Annotated in this window: 19 protein-coding genes; 17 read left to right on the top strand and 2 right to left on the bottom strand. The window is 33.3% G+C overall.

What is annotated here, in order from left to right; all coding sequences use genetic code 11:
- Positions 1-12 precede the first annotated feature (12 nt).
- Positions 13-1,953, top strand: coding sequence for an NAD-dependent DNA ligase LigA (gene ligA / locus BM153_RS02120; protein ID WP_092870276.1), 1,941 nt, complete (start codon positions 13-15; stop codon positions 1,951-1,953).
- Positions 1,954-1,989: 36 nt separating this feature from the next.
- Here ligA and metA read toward each other — a convergent pair whose 3' ends face one another.
- Complete coding sequence (gene metA / locus BM153_RS02115) at positions 1,990-2,910, bottom strand: homoserine O-acetyltransferase MetA (RefSeq protein WP_092870274.1); 921 nt, start codon at positions 2,908-2,910, stop codon at positions 1,990-1,992.
- Positions 2,911-3,162: 252 nt separating this feature from the next.
- Between metA and BM153_RS02110 the strand changes: the two genes are divergently transcribed.
- From BM153_RS02110 to glgA, 13 genes are all read left to right on the top strand, one after another.
- Positions 3,163-3,861 (top strand): formate dehydrogenase accessory sulfurtransferase FdhD, encoded by a 699-nt coding sequence (locus tag BM153_RS02110; protein WP_092870272.1) that lies wholly within the window; start codon positions 3,163-3,165, stop codon positions 3,859-3,861.
- Between the two features lie 79 nt (positions 3,862-3,940).
- Entirely contained in the window at positions 3,941-5,452 is a 1,512-nt protein-coding gene (locus BM153_RS02105; RefSeq protein ID WP_177205535.1) for a phosphohexomutase domain-containing protein, read from the top strand.
- A gap of 127 nt (positions 5,453-5,579) precedes the next feature.
- The gene (locus BM153_RS02100) at positions 5,580-5,954 is read left to right on the top strand and encodes an Asp23/Gls24 family envelope stress response protein (RefSeq protein WP_092870268.1); all 375 of its coding nucleotides are present in this window, start codon (positions 5,580-5,582) and stop codon (positions 5,952-5,954) included.
- A gap of 119 nt (positions 5,955-6,073) precedes the next feature.
- Positions 6,074-6,505: a transcription antitermination factor NusB gene (nusB, locus tag BM153_RS02095; protein WP_092870266.1), complete on the top strand. Its 432-nt coding sequence runs from the start codon at positions 6,074-6,076 to the stop codon at positions 6,503-6,505.
- 1 nt (position 6,506) lies between these two features.
- Positions 6,507-7,712: an exodeoxyribonuclease VII large subunit gene (xseA, locus tag BM153_RS02090; RefSeq protein ID WP_092870264.1), complete on the top strand. Its 1,206-nt coding sequence runs from the start codon at positions 6,507-6,509 to the stop codon at positions 7,710-7,712.
- A 208-nt stretch (positions 7,713-7,920) separates the two neighbouring features.
- Complete coding sequence (gene xseB / locus BM153_RS02085) at positions 7,921-8,133, top strand: exodeoxyribonuclease VII small subunit (RefSeq protein WP_092870262.1); 213 nt, start codon at positions 7,921-7,923, stop codon at positions 8,131-8,133.
- Positions 8,123-9,010, top strand: a complete 888-nt coding sequence (locus BM153_RS02080; RefSeq protein ID WP_092870260.1) for a polyprenyl synthetase family protein — start codon at positions 8,123-8,125, stop codon at positions 9,008-9,010. Before xseB ends, BM153_RS02080 begins: the two co-directional genes overlap by 11 nt.
- Positions 9,011-9,025: 15 nt before the next feature.
- Positions 9,026-10,894 carry a 1-deoxy-D-xylulose-5-phosphate synthase gene (gene dxs / locus BM153_RS02075; protein WP_092870258.1) on the top strand — a complete coding sequence of 623 codons (1,869 nt, stop codon included), beginning with the start codon at positions 9,026-9,028 and terminating at the stop codon, positions 10,892-10,894.
- Position 10,895: 1 nt separating this feature from the next.
- Positions 10,896-11,699: a TlyA family RNA methyltransferase gene (locus BM153_RS02070; RefSeq protein WP_092870256.1), complete on the top strand. Its 804-nt coding sequence runs from the start codon at positions 10,896-10,898 to the stop codon at positions 11,697-11,699.
- 27 nt (positions 11,700-11,726) lie between these two features.
- On the top strand, positions 11,727-12,581 hold the full coding sequence (locus BM153_RS02065) for an NAD(+)/NADH kinase (RefSeq protein WP_092870254.1): 855 nt from the start codon (positions 11,727-11,729) through the stop codon (positions 12,579-12,581).
- 16 nt (positions 12,582-12,597) lie between these two features.
- Entirely contained in the window at positions 12,598-13,050 is a 453-nt protein-coding gene (gene argR / locus BM153_RS02060; protein ID WP_092870252.1) for an arginine repressor, read from the top strand.
- A 23-nt stretch (positions 13,051-13,073) separates the two neighbouring features.
- Positions 13,074-14,768, top strand: a complete 1,695-nt coding sequence (gene recN / locus BM153_RS02055) for a DNA repair protein RecN (protein ID WP_092870250.1) — start codon at positions 13,074-13,076, stop codon at positions 14,766-14,768.
- A gap of 6 nt (positions 14,769-14,774) precedes the next feature.
- A complete protein-coding gene (glgA, locus tag BM153_RS02050) occupies positions 14,775-16,226 on the top strand; it encodes a glycogen synthase GlgA (protein ID WP_092870248.1) in 1,452 nt (483 codons plus the stop codon).
- A 42-nt stretch (positions 16,227-16,268) separates the two neighbouring features.
- Here glgA and BM153_RS02045 read toward each other — a convergent pair whose 3' ends face one another.
- Positions 16,269-18,005, bottom strand: a complete 1,737-nt coding sequence (locus tag BM153_RS02045; protein ID WP_092870246.1) for an Rqc2 family fibronectin-binding protein — start codon at positions 18,003-18,005, stop codon at positions 16,269-16,271.
- Positions 18,006-18,146: 141 nt separating this feature from the next.
- Here BM153_RS02045 and BM153_RS02040 point away from each other — a divergent pair, with 141 nt between their 5' ends.
- From BM153_RS02040 to gmk, 3 genes are read left to right on the top strand one after another with little or no spacing between them, the layout of a single operon-like run.
- Positions 18,147-19,025, top strand: a complete 879-nt coding sequence (locus tag BM153_RS02040; protein WP_092870244.1) for a YicC/YloC family endoribonuclease — start codon at positions 18,147-18,149, stop codon at positions 19,023-19,025.
- A 28-nt stretch (positions 19,026-19,053) separates the two neighbouring features.
- A complete protein-coding gene (locus BM153_RS02035; protein WP_092870242.1) occupies positions 19,054-19,320 on the top strand; it encodes a DUF370 domain-containing protein in 267 nt (88 codons plus the stop codon).
- Positions 19,317-19,955 carry a guanylate kinase gene (gene gmk / locus BM153_RS02030; protein ID WP_092870240.1) on the top strand — a complete coding sequence of 213 codons (639 nt, stop codon included), beginning with the start codon at positions 19,317-19,319 and terminating at the stop codon, positions 19,953-19,955. Before BM153_RS02035 ends, gmk begins: the two co-directional genes overlap by 4 nt.

The following is a 19,955-nucleotide window of genomic DNA, read 5'->3' as shown; positions in this document are numbered from 1 at the left end:
GCAGGGGATAAAATGGACAAATTAGACAGAATCAAAGAGCTTATTAATATTTTAAATGAAGCATCTAAGGCTTATTATCAGGGAGAAAAGGAGATAATGACCAATTTAGAATATGATGCTTTATATGACGAATTAGAAAAACTTCAAAACGAGACAGGTATCGTACCTGCTAATTCGCCAACAGTAAATGTAGGTTATGAAGTACTTTCAAATCTTGAAAAAGAAAGACATGAAAGTCCTATGTTATCTTTGGATAAAACTAAGGAAGTGGAATCACTTAAAAGCTTTTTAAATGGAAAAGAAGCCGTTTTATCTTGGAAATTAGATGGACTTACTGTTGTGCTTACTTACGAAAACGGTGAATTAGCGAAGGCGGTTACCAGGGGGAATGGAGAAATTGGGGAAGTAATTACTCAAAATGCCAGAACCTTTAAAAATATTCCTTTAAAAATTCCATTTAAGAAAAAACTGGTTATCAGAGCAGAAGCTGTTATTAAATATGTGGATTTTGAACAGATAAATGAAAGTCTTGAAGCTAAAGACAAGTTTAAGAATCCCAGAAATCTTTGCAGCGGTTCTGTAAGACAGTTAGATTCATCCATAACTGCAAAAAGAAATGTTAATGCCATTGTTTTTGCTCTTGTAAGTGCGGAAGATGTAGAATTTGGGAATTCCAGAATGAATCAGTTTGAATGGCTTTCAAATCAGGGCTTTGAAGTTGTATATCATCAGTTGGTTAATCCGGATAATTTAGAAGACGCAGTGAAAAACTTTGAAAGCAAAATAGCAGATAACAGTTTTCCTTCTGATGGATTGGTTTTAGTTTTAGAAGATATTTCCTATGGTGAAAGTCTTGGCACAACTGCTAAATTTCCAAGAAATGCCATGGCTTTTAAATGGAAAGATGAGATAGCAAAGACACATTTATTGGATATAGAGTGGAGCGCTTCCAGGACAGGACTTTTAAATCCGGTGGCAGTTTTTGAACCTGTGGAGTTAGAAGGTACAACTGTTTCAAGAGCCAGCGTTCATAATGTGAGTATTTTAAAAGAATTAAAGTTGGGAATCGGTGATGAAATAAGCGTTTACAAGGCGAATATGATTATTCCCCAAATAGCTTCAAATGAAACAGAAAGCGGAAATTGCAGTATTCCGGATAAATGTCCTGTATGTGGGGGAAACACAGAGATTAAAAAAGTTAATGACGGAGAATTTTTATATTGTAAAAATCCTTTGTGTATTGCAAAAAAGATTAAACAGTTAAGTCTTATGGTAAGCAGAGATGCTTTAAATATTGAAGGATTATCTGAAGCTACCTTGGAAAAGTTTATAAATCAGGGAATTATTCATAATGTAACAGATCTTTTTAGCTTAAGTGACAGCAAAGAAAGAATAGTTGAAATGGAAGGATTCGGGGAAAAATCCTATGAAAATCTGGTAAAAGAGATTGAAAATAAAAAAGAAACAAACCTTTACAGGATTATTTATGCATTGGGAATTCCAAATATCGGTTTATCCATGGCAAAACTGATATGTAAAAATTTTGAAGATGACCCTGAAAAGGTTATTTACGCAAAAGAGGAAGAATTACTATCAATATCTGGAATTGGCGATATCCTTGCAAAATCCTTTACGCAGTATTTCCAAAATCCGGAAAATCTGTCACTTTATAATAATCTTTTGAATAATATAAAACTTGTAAAGGAAACAAATGACACGCCTCAAAAATTTGCCGGAAAAACCTTTGTAATTACAGGAAGTGTCAATCATTTTGCTAACAGAAATGAATTAAAGGCTGAGATAGAAAAAATGGGAGGAAAGGTGACAGGATCAGTTACAAAAAATACAGATTATCTTATAAATAATGATATTACTTCAAATTCTTCCAAAAACAAAAAGGCTAAAGAATTAGGAATTCCTATCATTACAGAGGAAGAATATCTTAAAATGTAAAAAAATCAGAGACCCTTATAACGGTCTCTGAAATAATTAAATAGTATTTGTATTTATGTCATATGGAGTAGCCTGATATACATAATAGTTAAGCCAGTTTGTATAAAGGTTGTTTGCATGAGATCTCCAGGAAAGAAGAGGTCTTTCTTCAGGATTGTCATTTGGATAATAATTCTTAGGCAATTCTATAGCTAATCCTTTATTGAGATCTCGTTTGTATTCTATATCAAGGGTATAGCGGTCATATTCAGGATGTCCCATAACAAAAATCTGTCTTCCTTTATCAGACATGCATAAGAAAACTCCGGCTTCATCAGAATCAGCCATAACTGTCAGTTCTTTGGTATTATAAATATCTTCTTTGCTGACACAGGTGTGTCTTGAATGAGGCGCATAAAATATATCGTCAAAGCCGCGTACAAGGGGCTCTTTACGATTCATAACCCTATGAGGAAAAACTCCAAAAAGTTTACTGTCAAGTCTATGTTTTTTAAGATTGAAATGGTGGTACAAACCAGCCTGGGCACCCCAGCAAATATGAAGAGTTGAGGTAACATGATGCTTTGTCCAATCCATTATGTGGCAAAGCTCATCCCAATAGTCAACTTCTTCAAATTCCAAAGTTTCTATGGGAGCACCGGTTATTATAAGTCCATCCAGATTTTTGCGTCCCATTTTTTCAATGGTAGTGTAAAAACGGTTTAAGTGACTAGGCGGTGTATTTTTCGAAACATGTGTTGAAACTGTTAAAAAAGTTACATTTACCTGTAACGGGGTATTTGATAGTGAACGAAGAAGCTGTAATTCAGTGTTTTCCTTGACTGGCATGAGATTTATGATACCAATATCAATAGGACGGATATCCTGATGAAAAGCTCTGTCTTCGTCCATGACGAATATATTTTCTTTTTCTAATATTTCCTTTGCAGGAAGATCGTTTTGAATTCTTATTGGCATAAGTTATCACCTTGTATTCTTAAGATTTGTAAAAATATACATAGCAAAGTATAACATAAAAATAAAATTGATAAAACATTTTAAATTTATATTTTATCTATTACCTGTAACAGGGAAATACTTATAACAAAAGGCTAATTACAAAATAATGTTTTAATTGACTAAAATAGGAAAAACAGATAATATAAACATTTTTTATTTATAATATGGTAAAATACATATGACTATACAAATTGTAAAGGTGGTAAGGCAATGTCAGGAAGATATGAAAAGGTTGAATATATAAATGTAAGACGGGAAGGGGAAACATCTTCTGAGAGTGGAAATTTTTTAGTAGAACATGAAATGGATATAATTATTAATGATAAGGTTACAAAACATGTTTATTGTTCGAAAAAAGAATTGAAGGAACTTGTAATAGGTAACCTTTATACAAACGGATATGTTTATAATTTAAAGCAGATTAAAAATATAAGCTTTTCAGATAAAGATACAAAAGCAATAGTTACAATAGATGAAAAAACTGATATCACAAAAGAAATTCCCCTTAGAAAACTCTTTCCAATAGATTGGAAGAAAGAATGGGTCTTTAAAATGGCTGATTTATTGGACGCAGAACAACCGCTTTACAAAAAAACCAAAGGAGCTCACAGCTGCTTTGCCTTTAAGGGAGAAAGGCTTTTGTTTGTCTGTGAGGATGTGGGAAGGCATAATGCTATTGATAAGGCTGTTGGAAAAGTACTACTTGAAGGATACAATCTGAGGTTATGTTCATTTTATACAAGCGGGAGAGTTCCGCATGATATGGTTACTAAAATGATTTATGCCGGTGTACCTATGTTTGTAAGCAAAGGAGTACCGACAACAAAAGCCATAGAACTTGCCAAGGAATATAATCTGACACTTATATGTCAGGCCAGAAGAGATGGATTTAAAATTTTTAATATTTGATATCAAAGAAAATAAAGGGGATTGTTTATAAAGTTATGTCAGATAGTAATTAATAATTTTAGTAGATTGGAGAATAAGTATGCTGGAAAAATTGCAAAATGGAAGTGACATTAGAGGAATAAGTATCGAAAGCGAAGAAAATCCTATTGTAAATCTTACTAACAAAGAGACATATCTTTTAACCATAGGATTTATAAAATTTTTGGCGAAAAAAACAGGAAAAGATATTAGAAATCTTATTATAGCAGTTGGAAATGATTCAAGAATAAGTGCTGACAGTTTAAAATCCGGTATATTTGCCGGAGCTGAAAAGTTAGGAGTGAAAATATACGACACAGGACTTTCTTCTACACCTGCCATGTTTATGGCGACTATATTTGATGAATTTTCATATGATGGAACTATCATGGTTACAGCAAGTCACCTGCCTTATGACAGAAACGGAATGAAATTTTTTACAAAAGAAGGCGGAGTAGAAAAAGAAGACATAACAGAAATAGTATCCATAGCAAATAAAGAAGAGTTTAAAGAAGAGGATTTGACAAAAGGAAATCCTTTATTTTCACAGGTTAAGTTAATGGATGTATATTCAGAGTTTCTTGCTAAAAAGATTAGAGATGGTGTTAATGCAAGTCATAACCCAAATAAGCCTCTTAAGGGCTTGAAAATTGTAGTGGATGCAGGAAATGGTGCAGGAGGATTTTTCGTTTCAAAAGTCATTGACAAACTGGGAGCAGATACAAGAGGAAGCCTTTATCTACAGCCTGATGGAATGTTTCCCAATCATATTCCAAATCCTGAAGATAAGGACGCCATTAATTCAATTAAGCAGGGGGTTTTAAATGCTAAAGCAGATTTTGGAATTATTTTTGACACGGATGTGGATAGAATGGCAGCAGTTTTAGGGGATGGAGAAGTAGTTAATAAAGATGCCAATATAGCCATGATGGCTGCTATACTTGCAAAAGATAATATTTATGGAACCATAGTTACCGACTCCGTGGTTTCAGACAGACTTACCGAATTTTTAGAAGAAAACCTCCATATGAAGCACCATATATTTAAAAGAGGATACAGAAATGTAATAAATGAAGCCATCAGACTTAATGAAGAAGGAATAGAAGCACCTTTGGCCATAGAAACATCGGGACATGGTGCATTTAAAGAAAACTATTTTTTGGATGATGGTGCTTATATGGCTGTAAAATTAATAATTGCAGCTGCAAAGGCAAAGAAAAACGGAAAAGACCTTACTTCATACATAGATAAATTAAAAGAAGGTTTTGAAGAAAGAGAGTACCGTATAAAAATTAACTGTGAAGATTATAAGGAATACGGGAAAAATGTTTTAGAAGAGTTTGAAAAACGCGCCATATCCAGTGGATATTTTGTTGCAAAAAACGCTTATGAAGGTGTTAGAATATCATTTAAGCAGGCAGATACCATGGGATGGACTCTTTTAAGAATGTCCCTTCACGAACCGAAAATGCCTTTAAATATTGAGGGAAGCAGACAAGGTGATTGCGACAGAATATTCGCCTGCGTGAAAAAACTTCTTGCAGGATTTGATAAATTAGAATTTGATAATTAAGTTCTAAGAAAATGTTAACGAACTTTTATTTGCAAATGCATTATATGATGATATAATTGAAATAGTTTGTTTTTTCATAAGTTTTGTATAAAAACATATTTTAATGCATAAAACAGGAGGTTATTTTATGCCAAAAGATGATAAAAATGTATATATAATAAAAGATGATGACTACGGTGAAGTGCAGATTGCTCAACAGGTAGTTGCAGTTATTGCAGGCTTTGCAGCTACTGAGGTGGAGGGAGTTAATGCTCTTGCCGGGAATATAACAAATGATATAGTTGGACGAGTATCCAAAAAAAATCTTGCCAGAGGAGTCAGGATTCAATTAGAAAATGGAATAGTTAGAACAGATATAGCGATTTATATTGACTTTGGTCAGAATATTCCTAAGGTTTGTGAGACTGTTCAAGACAGAGTAAAAACTGCCATTGAAAATATGACAGGTTTACAAACTGCTAATGTGAATATTAGAATCGTTGGAATAGGATCTGCAAAATAAATCTTAATAGGCAGAACAAACAGCGAAGTGGTTTTTTTTCGGACAGCTTAAAGACTTTCGGGAAATACTAATGCCCACTTTGATAGGTGTAGCATACATTTGAAAATCAGGAGGAAAAGATGAACCGTAGACAATTGAGAGAAAACATTTTTAGATTACTTTATAGAAAAGAGTTTTATGAAAATGAGGAAATGAATGAACAGGTTCAATTGTTTTTTGAAAATTTAGTGGGTGAAGATGAAGAAGATGACATTGCTCTTGAAAATATAAGGCAAGAGGATAAAGATGAGATAATAGAAAAATATGAAAAAGTTGTAGAAAAAATATCTGAACTTGATAGTGATATTGAAAAGATATCAAAAGAATGGGATATAAAAAGGATTTGTAAGACTGATTTAAACATAATCAGACTTGCATTATACGAGGCAAGATACGACGATAATGTACCTGTTTCAGTCGCAATTAACGAAGCTGTTGAACTTGGAAAGATGTATGGACAGGATGAAAAGGCTTCTTTTATTAATGGTATATTAGCTCAGTTGGTTAATTAGAATGGAAAAAGCATATTCAGTTTCACAAATTAATGGTTATATAAAAAGTCTTTTTGAACAGGATTTCATATTGGGAAATGCTGTTGTAAAGGGAGAGATTTCAAACTGCAAATATCACTCCAGCGGACATATTTATTTTACATTAAAAGATGAAAAATCTACTATAAATGCCATTATGTTTTCATCCTATAGAAGTGGACTTGACTTTAGAATGTCTGAAGGACAACAGGTTCTTGTAAGGGGAAGCATAAGGGTTTTTGACAGAGATGGAAAATATCAGATTTATGCCAGAGAGATTACTCTTGATGGTCAGGGGGATTTGTATAAAAAATTTGAACAATTAAAGGCTGAATTATTGGAAATGGGCATGTTTGATGAAATGTATAAAGTGCCCATTCCGGTATTTATAAAAAAGCTTGGCGTAGTAACAGCACCTACAGGAGCTGCCATAAGAGATATTATAAATATTACAAAAAGAAGAAATCCTTTCGTGGAGATAATACTATATCCTGCTAAAGTGCAAGGAGAAGGAGCGGCATATAGTATAACAAAAGGTATACAAGCCTTAAACAATCTGGGGGTTGATACCATAATTGTCGGGCGAGGTGGAGGTTCTATTGAAGATCTCTGGGCTTTCAACGAGGAAATTGTTGCAAGAGCCATATTTGACTCAAAAGTTCCTGTTATAAGTGCAGTTGGTCATGAGACAGACTTTACAATTGCTGATTTTGTTGCTGATTTAAGAGCACCAACACCTTCAGCAGCAGCAGAACTTGCTGTTTACAGTTATGAAGGATTTTTAAACACCTTAAAGGTATATAAAGACAAGTTGGATATTTATGAAAAAAATATAATATCTGACAAAAGGTTATTGGTAGATTCTTATAAAAATGCCTTTCGACATTTAAATCCGGAAAATATAATCAATGATAAAAAAATGTATCTTTTATCTTTTGAAGATAAATTGAAATATTTGATGAATCTCAAGCTTTCTAACGAAAAAAGCAGGCTTTCAGTCTATATTGAGCGTTTGAAGGGACTGTCACCTTTAGAAAAATTATCATCCGGATTTTCCTATGTATCAGATGAAAAAGGTAATATGATTAATAGCATAAATAATGTTGAAAAAGGTGACTGTATAAATATAAATGTAAAAGACGGTAGTATTAAAGCAAAAGTAGTTGATAAGATTAGGGAAACCTATTGATTTTTATGTGTTTTGAACGCAGTGTAAGCAATCTCCCGCTTCAAAAGCGTAAGCTTTAAGCGGGGGTATAAGCTTACAAGTGTCAGAAGGGGTTAAAGCCCCTTCTGACAGGTGGCACAAAGTGCCACTGCGTTCATGAGGAAGTAGCAAAGCGGATTCCGAATGTCCGCTTTACATAGATGATGCAAGATTTTAAAAGGATATGAACATGGAAGAAAATCTTAATTTTAGCCTGGAAGAGGCCTTTGGAAAATTAGATGAACTAGTTAAAAAGCTTGAAAATAAGGAAATTAGTCTAGAAGATTCCTTTAAATTCTACAAAGAAGGTGTTGAATTAATAAAAAAATGCCAGGAAAGTGTAGATACGATAGAAAAAAAGGTTTTATTGCTTAATGAAGATGGAGCGACAGATGAATTTTAAAAAGGCATTGGAAGAAAGAACAGAATATGCAAATTCTGTAATCAATAAATATCTCTTAAAAGAAGAAGGATATCAAAAAAAGGTTATAGAAGCGGTTAATTACAGTATTTTGGCTGGAGGAAAAAGACTAAGGCCTATACTGATGAAAGAAACTTTTGATATTTTTAATGGAAAAGGTGAAGTTGTAGAGCCTTTTATGGCAGCTATTGAGATGATACACACATATTCTCTGGTTCATGATGATCTTCCTGCAATGGATAATGATAAATACAGAAGGGGTAAAAAAACAACCTGGCTGGTTTATGGTGAAGACATGGGTATTTTAGCTGGAGATGCCCTGCTTAATTTATCCGTAGAAACAGCTTTAAAAGCCTTTGATATTGATTTTGAAAACAAAAATTTATCAAAAGCTTTGAAGATTCTTTTAAATAAATCAGGTATTTATGGAATGCTAGGCGGTCAGGTTTTGGATGTTGAACTAACTGGTAAAAAGATAGATAATAAGCAGCTGGATTTTATTTTCAGATTAAAAACTGCAGCCATGATTGAAAGTTCTATGATGATAGGAGCTGTTTTGGCAGGAGCAGATGATAATACGGTATCTCAAATTGAAAAAATCGGAAATAAAGTGGGAGTTGCTTTTCAAATTCGTGATGATATTTTAGATGTTACAGGCGATGAAATCGAATTGGGTAAGCCGGTTAAAAGTGATGAAAAAAATAACAAATCAACCTATGTAACCCTTTATGGCATTGAACAATCTCAAAAAGATGTAGACAGATTATCGTCTGAAGCTATTGATATTATGAAAAGTTTAAATATTGAAGATGAATTTTTAACATCTTTGATTTTGAAACTTGTTGGAAGAAATAAATAAAAGGTGTGGAACTAAATGGTTTTAGAAAAGATAAATCAGGTTAATGACATAAAAAAGCTGAAAAAAGAGGAAATATTTCTTCTTGCAAATGAAATCAGACAATTTCTCATAAATAAGATAAGCGTAAAGGGAGGACATCTTGCTTCTAATCTTGGGGTTATTGAACTTACTATGGCATTGCATTTGGCTTTTGATTTGCCTAAAGATAAGATAATCTGGGATGTTGGACATCAATCATATACCCATAAGGTGTTGACAGGCAGAAAAGATGAATTTGATAATTTAAGGGAATTCGAGGGCCTTAGCGGATTTCCTAAAAGAACTGAAAGTTCCTGCGACAGTTTTGATACGGGACATAGTTCTACTTCCATTTCAGCCGGTCTCGGAATTGCTCATGCAAGAGATTTATCAGCTGAAAATTTTTATGTGGTAAGTGTTATAGGTGACGGCGCACTTACCGGAGGAATGGCATTTGAGGCTTTGAATAATGCTTCTGCTTTAAAGACAAATTTAATAATAGTTTTAAATGATAATGAAATGTCTATTTCTAAAAATGTTGGCGGAATGTCAGAATATCTAGGACATTTGCGTACATCATCACAGTACACGGATTTAAAGACAAATGTTATAAATACATTGGAAAAGATTCCTAATATTGGCTCTATGGCAGTAAATACCATCAGAAAAACAAAAAGCGGAATAAAACAATTGATTTTACCGGGGATGCTTTTTGAAAATATGGATATTAAGTATTTGGGGCCTTTGGATGGTTATGATATTGAAAAGCTTGTTAAGGCATTTAATGATGCTAAAAAAGTTAACGGGCCTGTCATTGTCCATGTTGTAACCAAAAAAGGAAAAGGTTATCTTCCAGCAGAAAGACACCCTTCCAGATTTCATGGTACAGGTGCCTTTAAGGTAGAAAACGGTATTCCGGAATCTCCAAGTAAAAAATCAGGATATACAGATGTTTTTTCCACAGTAATGAAAAAAATGGGCGAAAGAGATGAAAAGGTAGTAGCTATAACTGCGGCTATGGCTGATGGAACCGGATTAAAAAGATTTGCAAGAAAATTTCCGGATCGTTTTTTTGATGTAGGTATAGCAGAACAACACGGTGTAACTTTTGCGGCAGGGCTTGCCGTAGGAGGTTTAAAACCGGTGTTTGCAGTGTATTCATCTTTTTTACAAAGGGCGTATGATCAGGTTATTCATGATGTGTGTATGCAAAATCTTCATGTAGTATTTGCCATAGACAGAGCTGGTCTTGTAGGAAAGGATGGACAGACACATCAGGGAGTATTTGACCTTTCATACCTTACCATGATGCCTAATATGACAGTGATGGCTCCAAAAAACAAGTGGGAGTTATCAGATATGTTAAAATTTGCATTGAAGTACGATGGACCTATTGCTTTACGCTATCCAAGAGGTGAAGCTTATGATGGTTTACAGTCTTTTAGAAAAGAAATTCAATATGGCATCTCAGAAATAATATATGATGAAGATGAAATTGCGTTATTGGCCGTAGGAAATATGGTCAAAATATCTGAGAAAGTAAGGATGCTTCTTAAAGAAAAAGGACATAATGTAACTTTGATTAATGCAAGGTTTGTTAAACCTTTTGATAAAAAACTGATTGAAAATCTGGGCGAAAAACACAGGCTTTTGGTTACTTTAGAAGAAAATGTACTTGCCGGAGGTTTTGGACAGCAGGTATTGGCTTATATAAATCAGGAAAATATAGACATAAAAGTTTTAAATATAGGCATCGAAGACACTTTTATAGAACAAGGTAGCGTTGAAGTTCTTCAAAGGGAATGTCATATAGATGCAGTTAGTGTTGCTGATAGAATTATTAATCATTTAAGGATATACAAATAATATGAAAAAAGAACGTTTGGATGTTTTACTGGTAAAACAGGGACTGGCAGAATCAAGAGAAAAGGCAAAAGCCGTTATTATGGCAGGAGAAGTATATGTTAATGGTCAAAAAGAAGATAAGGCCGGTTCAACTTTTGACGAAGAAAAATCAAAAATAGAAGTAAGAGGAAAATCATTAAAATATGTCAGTCGCGGTGGTCTTAAACTGGAAAAAGCAATGGATGTATTTGATCTTAAGCTTGATGGATTTACCTGTGTAGATATTGGTGCTTCCACTGGAGGATTTACGGATTGCATGTTACAAAACGGGGCTGTAAAGGTATTTGCCATAGATGTAGGAAGAGGGCAGCTTGCCTGGAAACTAAGGCAGGATGAAAGAGTAGTATGTATGGAAAAGACCAATATAAGATATGTTGTTCCGGAGGATTTAGGAGAAGAGGCTGATTTTATATCAATAGATGTTTCATTTATTTCTCTGACAATGGTTTTAAATGTTGCAAAAAATCTTTTAAAAGAAAAGGGAGAACTGGTTTGTCTTATAAAGCCACAATTTGAAGCCGGAAAGGAAAAGGTTGGTAAAAAAGGGGTTGTCAGAGATAAAAAAGTTCATAAAGAGGTAATAGAAAAAGTAGTTGAATTTGCTTTGTCAATAGGTTTCAAGGTAAAAAATCTTGATTTTTCACCTGTAAAGGGTCCAGAAGGAAATATTGAATATCTTTTATATTTATGCAATGACAAAAGTGCGGAAAACGTGTATATTAATATTGATGAAACAGTTCAAAAAGCACACGACAGCTTGGACTGATAATTAATTATCGGGAGAATGTAAGAAATGAAAAAATTTCATATAATTACAAATTCCTATAAGGATTTGGAACTAATAAACACTAAATATATTGTCGAATATTTAAAGGAAAGAGGTTGCTTTGCAAGCTTTGAGCTCACAGATTTAAAAGGCGAAAATATCAGATTTTCAAAAGAGCTCATAGAAAGTGATTGTATAATCGTATTAGGGGGGGATGGAACACTTTTATTTGCAGCAAGAAAGATTTTTGGAATGAATAAACCTTTAATAGGTGTTAATATGGGAAATATGGGTTATTTATGTGAATTAGAGCTTAACGATATAGAAAATGCATTAAATAACCTGATAGATGATGTCTATGATATGGAAGATAGAATGATGGTTCAGGGGGAGATTTTCGATAACTCCCAAAAAATGAAATCTTCTGATTTTGCCTTAAATGATGTCGTTATTCACAGAGGTGGAAATTTAAGGCTCTTAAATTTTATAATATATGTGGACGATGTACATCTTTGTACATATAGTGCTGATGGGATAATTATTGCCACACCTACCGGTTCTACAGCTTATAGCATGTCAGCAGGGGGACCTATTGTAGAACCAAGGGCGCAGATTATTCTTTTAACACCTATCAATTCACATACCATAAGCACAAAAAGTATAGTTATCAGTGCACAGTCAAGTATTACCGTTGAAATTGGTGAAGGAAGGCGCCAAAAGATAGAAGAAGCAATGGTTTCTTTTGATGGAAAAAAACCTATAAAAGTCAGTTCGGGAGAAAAAATTACAGTTTCAAGGGCTAAAAATGTAACCAGAATATTGAAAATGAGTAAAATCAGTTTTCTAAAAACGCTGCACAAAAAAATGCAGGAATATATTTAAAAAATGAGGTGTTTAAATGAAACAGGACAGACATAATAAAATAATAGAATTAATAACAGAACATGATATTGAGACTCAGGAAGAATTGGCATCCTTGCTTAATGAAGCGGGATTTAGTGTTACTCAGGCTACTGTATCAAGAGACATTAGAGAACTTAAATTATCCAAGGCCTCGCCGGATGGTATCAGACAAAAATATGTATTTTTATCGAATAATCTTCCAAATTTAGGTGAAAAATATTCAAGAGCTTTAAAAGATGGATTTGTATCAATTACCCAGGCATCAAACATGATCGTTGTAAAGACATTTCCGGGTATGGCTATGGCTGTAGCAGCAGCTATTGATGCTTTAAATATTGCTGAAATTGCCGGTTGTATCGCAGGGGATGATACTATTATGTGCGCTACAAAGGGAAGAGAAGAAGCAGCCCTGGCTATCGAAAAAATACAAAATATTACATCTGTATAAAAAATCTAGGAGAGAAAATGTAAATGCTTTTAAATTTTCACGTAAAGAATCTGGCTTTAATTGATGAAAGTGATATATATTTTGATGAAGGCTTAAATATATTGTCCGGTGAAACCGGTGCAGGAAAATCAATAATTATTGATTCCCTCAATTTCGCATTGGGAGGAAAGCTTGACAGAAGCCTGTTGCGGGATAATGATGATTATTCCCTGGTGGAAGCTGTTTTTGAAACCGATTCAAAGGCAGTTTGTGAAAAAATGAAAGAGTTAGGAATAAGCTTTGAAGACGGCCAGATAATATTGTCGAGAAAAGTATTAAAAAACAGGGTTCTTTCTAAGATTAACGGAGAAAATGTTTCAGTATCCGTTCTTAAAGAAATAAGCGGTTTATTGATTGATGTTCATGGTCAGCAGGAACATCAATCTTTAAATGACAAAAGAAATCATTTGAAGATTCTGGATGAATTTGGAAAGGAAAAGATTTCCAAATTAAAAGAGATTACATCAGATTGTTATAAAAGATATTCAGAACTAAAAAATGAATTAGACAAACTTTCTATTGATGAAGAAAGTAGAAAAAGAGAAATAGATTTTCTTGAATTTGAGATAAATGAAATCGAATCAGCCACACTTATAAATGGTGAAGATGATAATCTTGAAGCTGATTATAAAAAGCTTTCTAATGGTAAAAAAATAATTAATTCTGTTAATAAATGTCATCAGCTTATCTCTGAAGGCAATAATTCCGCTGCTAATAGCATTGGTGAAGGAATGAGACTTATATCAAAGGTGGCTGAATATGATGTAAATCTTTCTAATTTATTGGATTCTCTTTCAAATGTGGATTCACTTTTAAACGATTTCTCTAGAGAACTTTCTGATTATATTTCGGAAAACGAATTTAGTGAGGAAGAGTTTGAAGAGATAAATCAAAGACTTACCGTAATCAATAATTTAAAAAGTAAATATGGTGATTCAATTTCTGATATTTTAGCTTCACTGGAAGAAAAAAGAAAAAGACTTGATACACTTGTAAATTTTGAAACCTACAAGGAATCTATTAATAAAAAGTTGAAAAATGCCGAAAAAGACTTGGTTGATGCTTCGTTAAAATTGTCAGAATGTAGAAAAAAAATATCTACTAAATTGGTAAAAGAGATTACCAAAGCGTTACTTGACTTGAATTTTTTGCAGGTTTCTTTTAATATGGAGTTTAGAAAGACTTTGGATTATTCGGCAAATGGCTTTGATGATGCAGAGTTTATTATATCTACTAATCCGGGGGAAAATTTAAAACCATTGGGAAAGGTAGCTTCAGGTGGTGAACTTTCCAGAATAATGCTTGGGATAAAAACAGTTTTAGCTGATACAGATAATATAGATACCCTTATTTTTGATGAAATCGATACAGGTATCAGTGGAAGAACTGCTTCAATGGTGGCGAAAAAAATGGCATATATCGCCAGAAGACATCAGGTTATTTGTATTACACATCTCGCTCAGATAGCCTCTATGGCAGATAGTCATTTCCTCATAGAAAAAAAGATAAACAAAAATGAAGGCACCACTTCCTCTATAATAAAATTGTCAAATGACGCAATTATAACAGAATTGTCCAGATTAGTTGGTGGAACAGATATTACGGATGCTATATTAAGTAGTGCAATAGAAATGAAGGATAATGCGAATATAATAAAGAAGGAAATTGAAAAAGGGTGATGAAAGATGAAAAAAGTATTGTTCGCTACATCAGAAGCAGTACCATTTATAAAAACAGGTGGTCTTGCTGATGTTGCAGGTTCTTTACCAAGATACTTTAACAAGGACGAATTTGATGTAAGAGTTATAGTACCCAAATATATGTGCATTGAACAAAGATGGAAAGATAAAATGGAATATGTAAACCATTTTTACATGGATTTAAGCTGGAGACAGCAGTATGTAGGAATATTACAGACACGATATAAGGGCATTACATATTATTTTATTGATAATGAATACTATTTTGCAGGATTTTCACCATATGGATATATTCACGAAGATATAGAAAAATTTGCTTTTTATTCCAAGGCGGTTTTATCATGTCTTAAGGTAATAGATTTTAGACCGGATATAATTCATTGCAATGACTGGGAGACAGCTTTAATACCTGTATATTTGAAAGACAGTTTTTCCAATGATGAATTTTATAGAGGTATTAAAACTGTAATATCTATACATAATTTAAAGTTTCAGGGAAGATGGGACATCAAAAAAACAAAAGATATTACCGGCCTTTCTGCAGATTTTTTTAAACCTGATAAATTGGAAGCTTACGGAGATGCAAATTATCTTAAAGGTGGAATTGCATATTCCGACATAATAGCTACCGTAAGTAAGACTTATTCAGAAGAAATAAAAACTCCTTATTTTGGGGAGGGACTTGATGGACTTATTAAAGCCAGACAGGGAAGTCTATACGGTATCATAAACGGAATAGATTACGAATCTTATAATCCACTTACCGACCCGTATATTCCTCATAAATACGGAGTCAGCAGTTTTAAATGGAGCAGGGTAAAAAACAAGATAAAACTTCAGGAAAAGCTTGGCCTTGATGTTGGAAAGAATAAGTTTCTAATTGGAATAGTTTCAAGACTTACAGAACAAAAGGGATTTGACTTAATAGGCGCTGTAATGGATGATCTTTGCTCTAACCAGGATTTACAGATGATTGTTCTTGGAACAGGAGAAGAGCAATATGAAAATATGTTTAGGCACTACGAATGGAAATATCCAAAACAGATAAAAGCATGTATTTATTTTTCAGAAGAATTGTCAAGAGAGATGTATGCTGCAAGTGATGCATTTTTAATGCCTTCCCTTTTTGAACCCTGTGGACTTAGTCAGCTTATTTCATTAAGATACGGATGCGTTCCAATAGTCAGGGAAACGGGAGGTTTAAAGGATACGGTAGAACCTTATAATGAGTATGAAAAAACCGGTACAGGTTTTAGTTTTACGAATTATAATGCCAATGACATGTTAAGCGTTATTTATTATGCCAGATCAATATACATAGAAAAAAAGCGTGACTGGAATAAAATAATAGAAAGAGGCATGAAAAAAGATTTTTCATGGGAGAAATCAGCAAAAGAATATGAAGCATTATACAATATGCTTACACCGTGGTTATAACAAAAAACCTGAAATTTAAAAAATTTCAGGTTTTTTGTTAGGTTAAATTTGCTTTATTCCGGAAATATCAGGTTCGGCAGTCATTGAATAATTTGTATAATAGACTACAAAGCCTGGCTTTGCTCCATTAGGTTTTTTGACATTTTTTATCTGAAGATAATCAACTTCAACTTTTGCATTTTCCCGTGCTTTTGAATAATAAGCGGCTAAGCGAGCTGCTTCTTCAAAGGTTTTATCAGGAAGGTTACCATCTCTTGTCTTAACAAGAACATGGGAGCCGGGGATTTTTTTTGCATGAAACCACCAGTCATTACCGGTTCCGTTTTTAAAAGTCAGAATGTCATTTTGGTAATTATTTTTCCCGATAAAAATATCAAACCCGTCACTTGAAATGTAATGAAAAGGGCTGCTTTTAATCTTTGCCTTTTTTTCTCCTCTTTTTTTATTAATATAGCCGTATTCGGTAAGTTCTTCTTTGATTTCAACCAAATCTTCTTCGTTTTCAGCTATATCAAGACAAATAGAAATGGATTCCAGATGTTCAATTTCAGTTCTGGTATTTTCAATTTGTAAGGACAAAGCCTCGAAAGTTCTTTTTAATTTATTGTATTTATTAAAATATCTGACAGAGTTTTCATGTGGCGTCAAATCCTTATCAAGAGGGATAGTAATATTTTCATTAGTATAGTAATTTAAAGCCTCCATCTTAGTACTTTGAGGTTTGACATCGTATCCGTAAGTATTGATAAGTTCACCATAAATTCTGTATTTATCTCTTTTTTCAGTATCTTTAAGCTGCTTTTCCTGTAGTGAAAGTTTTTTTCTTGCTCTGTCATAGGCAGTGGAAGTGATTTTTCTTAAATCAACGGATTTTTGTCTGATTCTGGTAACAACTTCCTTTTGCTTGTAATAATCTTTTAAAACAGTTGATATATTATCATATTCAACAATGTTTAGGTCGTGGTACATATTAAGTTTTATTGCCGCATATTCAACAGGTTTCTTTCCGTCATATACAATTACAGGAGTAAAGGTACTGTCTTTAACAATGTCCATTACCTGACAAAATGTATTGTAAAACTGTTCTTTTTCATAATCCTTTAATATTTCCGGATAGGCATCCGGGTCAATCAGACTTCTATAGAGGATTTCCTCAGCGACAACAGGGCTGATACCTGTGTAAGTGCTGTAAAGGCACTTTGAAAGCTTCATATTTTTTGAAAAAATCTCTCTGAAAAAATCTTCTTTTTTGGCTAAAAGAGGATTGAACTTTTCAACGGTTTTAGGAATGAAATATGTTCTTCCCGGTAAAACCTCCCTTACGGAACTCATATTTGCTGAAACATGCTTAATGGAATCAATAATATTATTATCCATGTCTGCAAAAATAATATTAGAGTGTTTGCCCATTATTTCAACAATAAGCTGTTTTGTTTTTAAATCCCCCATTTCATCCAGGTGTTCAATTTCAAAAATGATTACTCTTTCCATATCAGGCTGTGTTATTTTTAAAATTTTACCGTTTTGGATATGCTTTCTTAGAAGCATGCAAAAATTAGGAGCAGTAAGGGGACTTTGCTTTTTTTCATCTGTAATATAAATAAGAGGAAGAGAAGCATTGGCAGAAATAATTAAACGCAATTGACTTCTATCAGGACATTTTATGGTAAAAAGAAGCTCATCCTTTTCCGGTTGGGCAATTTTTGATATTCTTCCTCCAATAAGGTATTTATTTAAATCATGTGTTACATTTGCTATTGTAAATCCATCAAAAGACATGTGTTTGTCCCTCCTTTATTTTAAGCACTTGTATTTTATCACAAAGGGCTCAATCTTTACAATAAAATTGAGGTGTGTTATAATAATGTGAATTTTTGTGGATTATAAAACTAATACATTAAAAAAGGAATTGATAAATCAATGATTAAAAGTATGACAGGGTTTGGAAGATATGAATTTTCCAACGACGAACAAAAGATTACCGTGGAGATAAAATCAGTAAATCACAGATATTTGGATGCCAGCATTAAAATGCCGAAAAAATTCAGCATGTTTGAATCCGACATAAGAAATATTTTAAAGGACTATTTAGTGCGAGGAAAGGTAGATTTGTTTGTTACCTACGAAGACTATACCGAAAAGGAGTCTGTTATAGTCTATAATCGCAAAATTGCTAAAGCATATGTAGAATATTGTGACGAAATGTCAAAAGAATTTGAAATTCCTAACAATTTAAGTGCTGAAATTCTTGTAAGATATCCTGAAGTAATAGAAACCAGAGACGAAAAGAAAGATGATGAAGCTTTAGGTGAAATTATTTTTGATACCGTAAGACATGCCTGTGAGAGCCTGGTTGAAACCCGTAAATCTGAGGGTTCTAAGCTTTGTGAAGATATTATGAAAAAACTTGATGGAATGATTACGGATGTTGATTACATAGAAAAACGTTCACCTGAGACAGTTATAGCATACAGGGCTAAATTAAAGGAAAAACTAGATGAGGTTCTTTCTGATACAGAACTTGACGAAAACAGGATTGCCGCTGAAGTTGTTATATATGCGGATAAGGTTTGTGTTGACGAGGAAACAGTCAGACTTAGAAGTCATATAGAACATATGAAACAGACCTTAAATCTTGGGGGAAGCGTTGGCAGAAAACTGGATTTTATAGCCCAGGAAATGAACAGAGAGGCTAATACGATTCTTTCTAAGGCAGGAGATATAGATATTTCCAATCACGCCATAAATTTAAAAACAGAGATTGAAAAGGTTCGTGAACAGATTCAGAATATTGAATAAAATTTAATAATAAGTACAGGTGTTAAAAATGTCGAGATTACTAAATATAGGTTTTGGAAATGTAGTAAATACGGATAAAATAGTTTGTATAATAAGTCCTGATTCAGCTCCGGCTAAAAGGCTTGTTCAAAATGGGAAAAATGACGGAAGTGTTATTGATGCTTCTTCCGGAAGAAGAACAAAATCCGTCATAATTACCGACACCGGAGTAATTATCCTTTCTGCATTAGCTACAGATACACTGGCAGGGCGATTTAACGATGATGTTATGGAAAACAGAGGTGATAAACTATGAGTAAAAGAGGAATCATGGTAATTCTTTCAGGTTTCGCCGGAACCGGTAAGGGAACTATTGTTAAAGAAGTGCTTGACAAATATGATAATTATGCAATATCTGTTTCAGCAACTACCAGGCAACCTCGTCCAGGTGAGGTAGACGGAGTGAATTATTTCTTTATTTCTGAAGAAAAATTTGAAGAAATGATTGAAAATGATGAGTTTTTAGAGCATGCTTCTTATGTGAATAATCATTATGGAACCCCTAGACCATATGTCGAAAAATGCCTTTCTCATGGAAAGAATGTAATTCTTGAAATAGAAATTCAGGGGGCCTTAAAAATTAAAGAAAAATATCCGGAAACAGTTATGATATTTGTTTTGCCACCTAGTGCAAATGAATTGAAATCAAGACTCATTGGAAGAGGAACAGAAGATAAACAAACCATAGAGCTTCGACTTAAAAGAGCCATAGAGGAGTCTGAATATATTGACAAATATCAATATGTTTTAATAAATGATAATCTTGAAAAATGCGTAGAAGAATTTGACGAAATCATCAGAAGTGAACAAAAAAGAATTCAAAATAACAAAGAGTTCATTTCAGATATAAAAGAACAGTTAAATACAAAAGACTTTTTGAAAGGAGAATAG

The sequence above is a fragment of the Acetitomaculum ruminis DSM 5522 genome, from assembly GCF_900112085.1.
Taxonomy (GTDB): Bacteria; Bacillota; Clostridia; order Lachnospirales; family Lachnospiraceae; genus Acetitomaculum; species Acetitomaculum ruminis.
Note: the sequence above shows the minus strand (reverse complement) of the source record. Positions and strands in the feature narration are given on the sequence as shown.

Bases quoted from the DNA above. Each gene is read 5' to 3' on its own strand.
- ligA (WP_092870276.1), top strand. From the start codon at position 13: ATGGACAAATTAGACAGAATCAAAGAGCTTATTAATATTTTAAATGAA.
- metA (WP_092870274.1), bottom strand. From the start codon at position 2,910: ATGCCAATAAGAATTCAAAACGATCTTCCTGCAAAGGAAATATTAGAA.
- BM153_RS02110 (WP_092870272.1), top strand. From the start codon at position 3,163: ATGTCAGGAAGATATGAAAAGGTTGAATATATAAATGTAAGACGGGAA.
- BM153_RS02105 (WP_177205535.1), top strand. From the start codon at position 3,941: ATGCTGGAAAAATTGCAAAATGGAAGTGACATTAGAGGAATAAGTATC.
- BM153_RS02100 (WP_092870268.1), top strand. From the start codon at position 5,580: ATGCCAAAAGATGATAAAAATGTATATATAATAAAAGATGATGACTAC.
- nusB (WP_092870266.1), top strand. From the start codon at position 6,074: ATGAACCGTAGACAATTGAGAGAAAACATTTTTAGATTACTTTATAGA.
- xseA (WP_092870264.1), top strand. From the start codon at position 6,507: ATGGAAAAAGCATATTCAGTTTCACAAATTAATGGTTATATAAAAAGT.
- xseB (WP_092870262.1), top strand. From the start codon at position 7,921: ATGGAAGAAAATCTTAATTTTAGCCTGGAAGAGGCCTTTGGAAAATTA.
- BM153_RS02080 (WP_092870260.1), top strand. From the start codon at position 8,123: ATGAATTTTAAAAAGGCATTGGAAGAAAGAACAGAATATGCAAATTCT.
- dxs (WP_092870258.1), top strand. From the start codon at position 9,026: ATGGTTTTAGAAAAGATAAATCAGGTTAATGACATAAAAAAGCTGAAA.
- BM153_RS02070 (WP_092870256.1), top strand. From the start codon at position 10,896: ATGAAAAAAGAACGTTTGGATGTTTTACTGGTAAAACAGGGACTGGCA.
- BM153_RS02065 (WP_092870254.1), top strand. From the start codon at position 11,727: ATGAAAAAATTTCATATAATTACAAATTCCTATAAGGATTTGGAACTA.
- argR (WP_092870252.1), top strand. From the start codon at position 12,598: ATGAAACAGGACAGACATAATAAAATAATAGAATTAATAACAGAACAT.
- recN (WP_092870250.1), top strand. From the start codon at position 13,074: ATGCTTTTAAATTTTCACGTAAAGAATCTGGCTTTAATTGATGAAAGT.
- glgA (WP_092870248.1), top strand. From the start codon at position 14,775: ATGAAAAAAGTATTGTTCGCTACATCAGAAGCAGTACCATTTATAAAA.
- BM153_RS02045 (WP_092870246.1), bottom strand. From the start codon at position 18,005: ATGTCTTTTGATGGATTTACAATAGCAAATGTAACACATGATTTAAAT.
- BM153_RS02040 (WP_092870244.1), top strand. From the start codon at position 18,147: ATGATTAAAAGTATGACAGGGTTTGGAAGATATGAATTTTCCAACGAC.
- BM153_RS02035 (WP_092870242.1), top strand. From the start codon at position 19,054: ATGTCGAGATTACTAAATATAGGTTTTGGAAATGTAGTAAATACGGAT.
- gmk (WP_092870240.1), top strand. From the start codon at position 19,317: ATGAGTAAAAGAGGAATCATGGTAATTCTTTCAGGTTTCGCCGGAACC.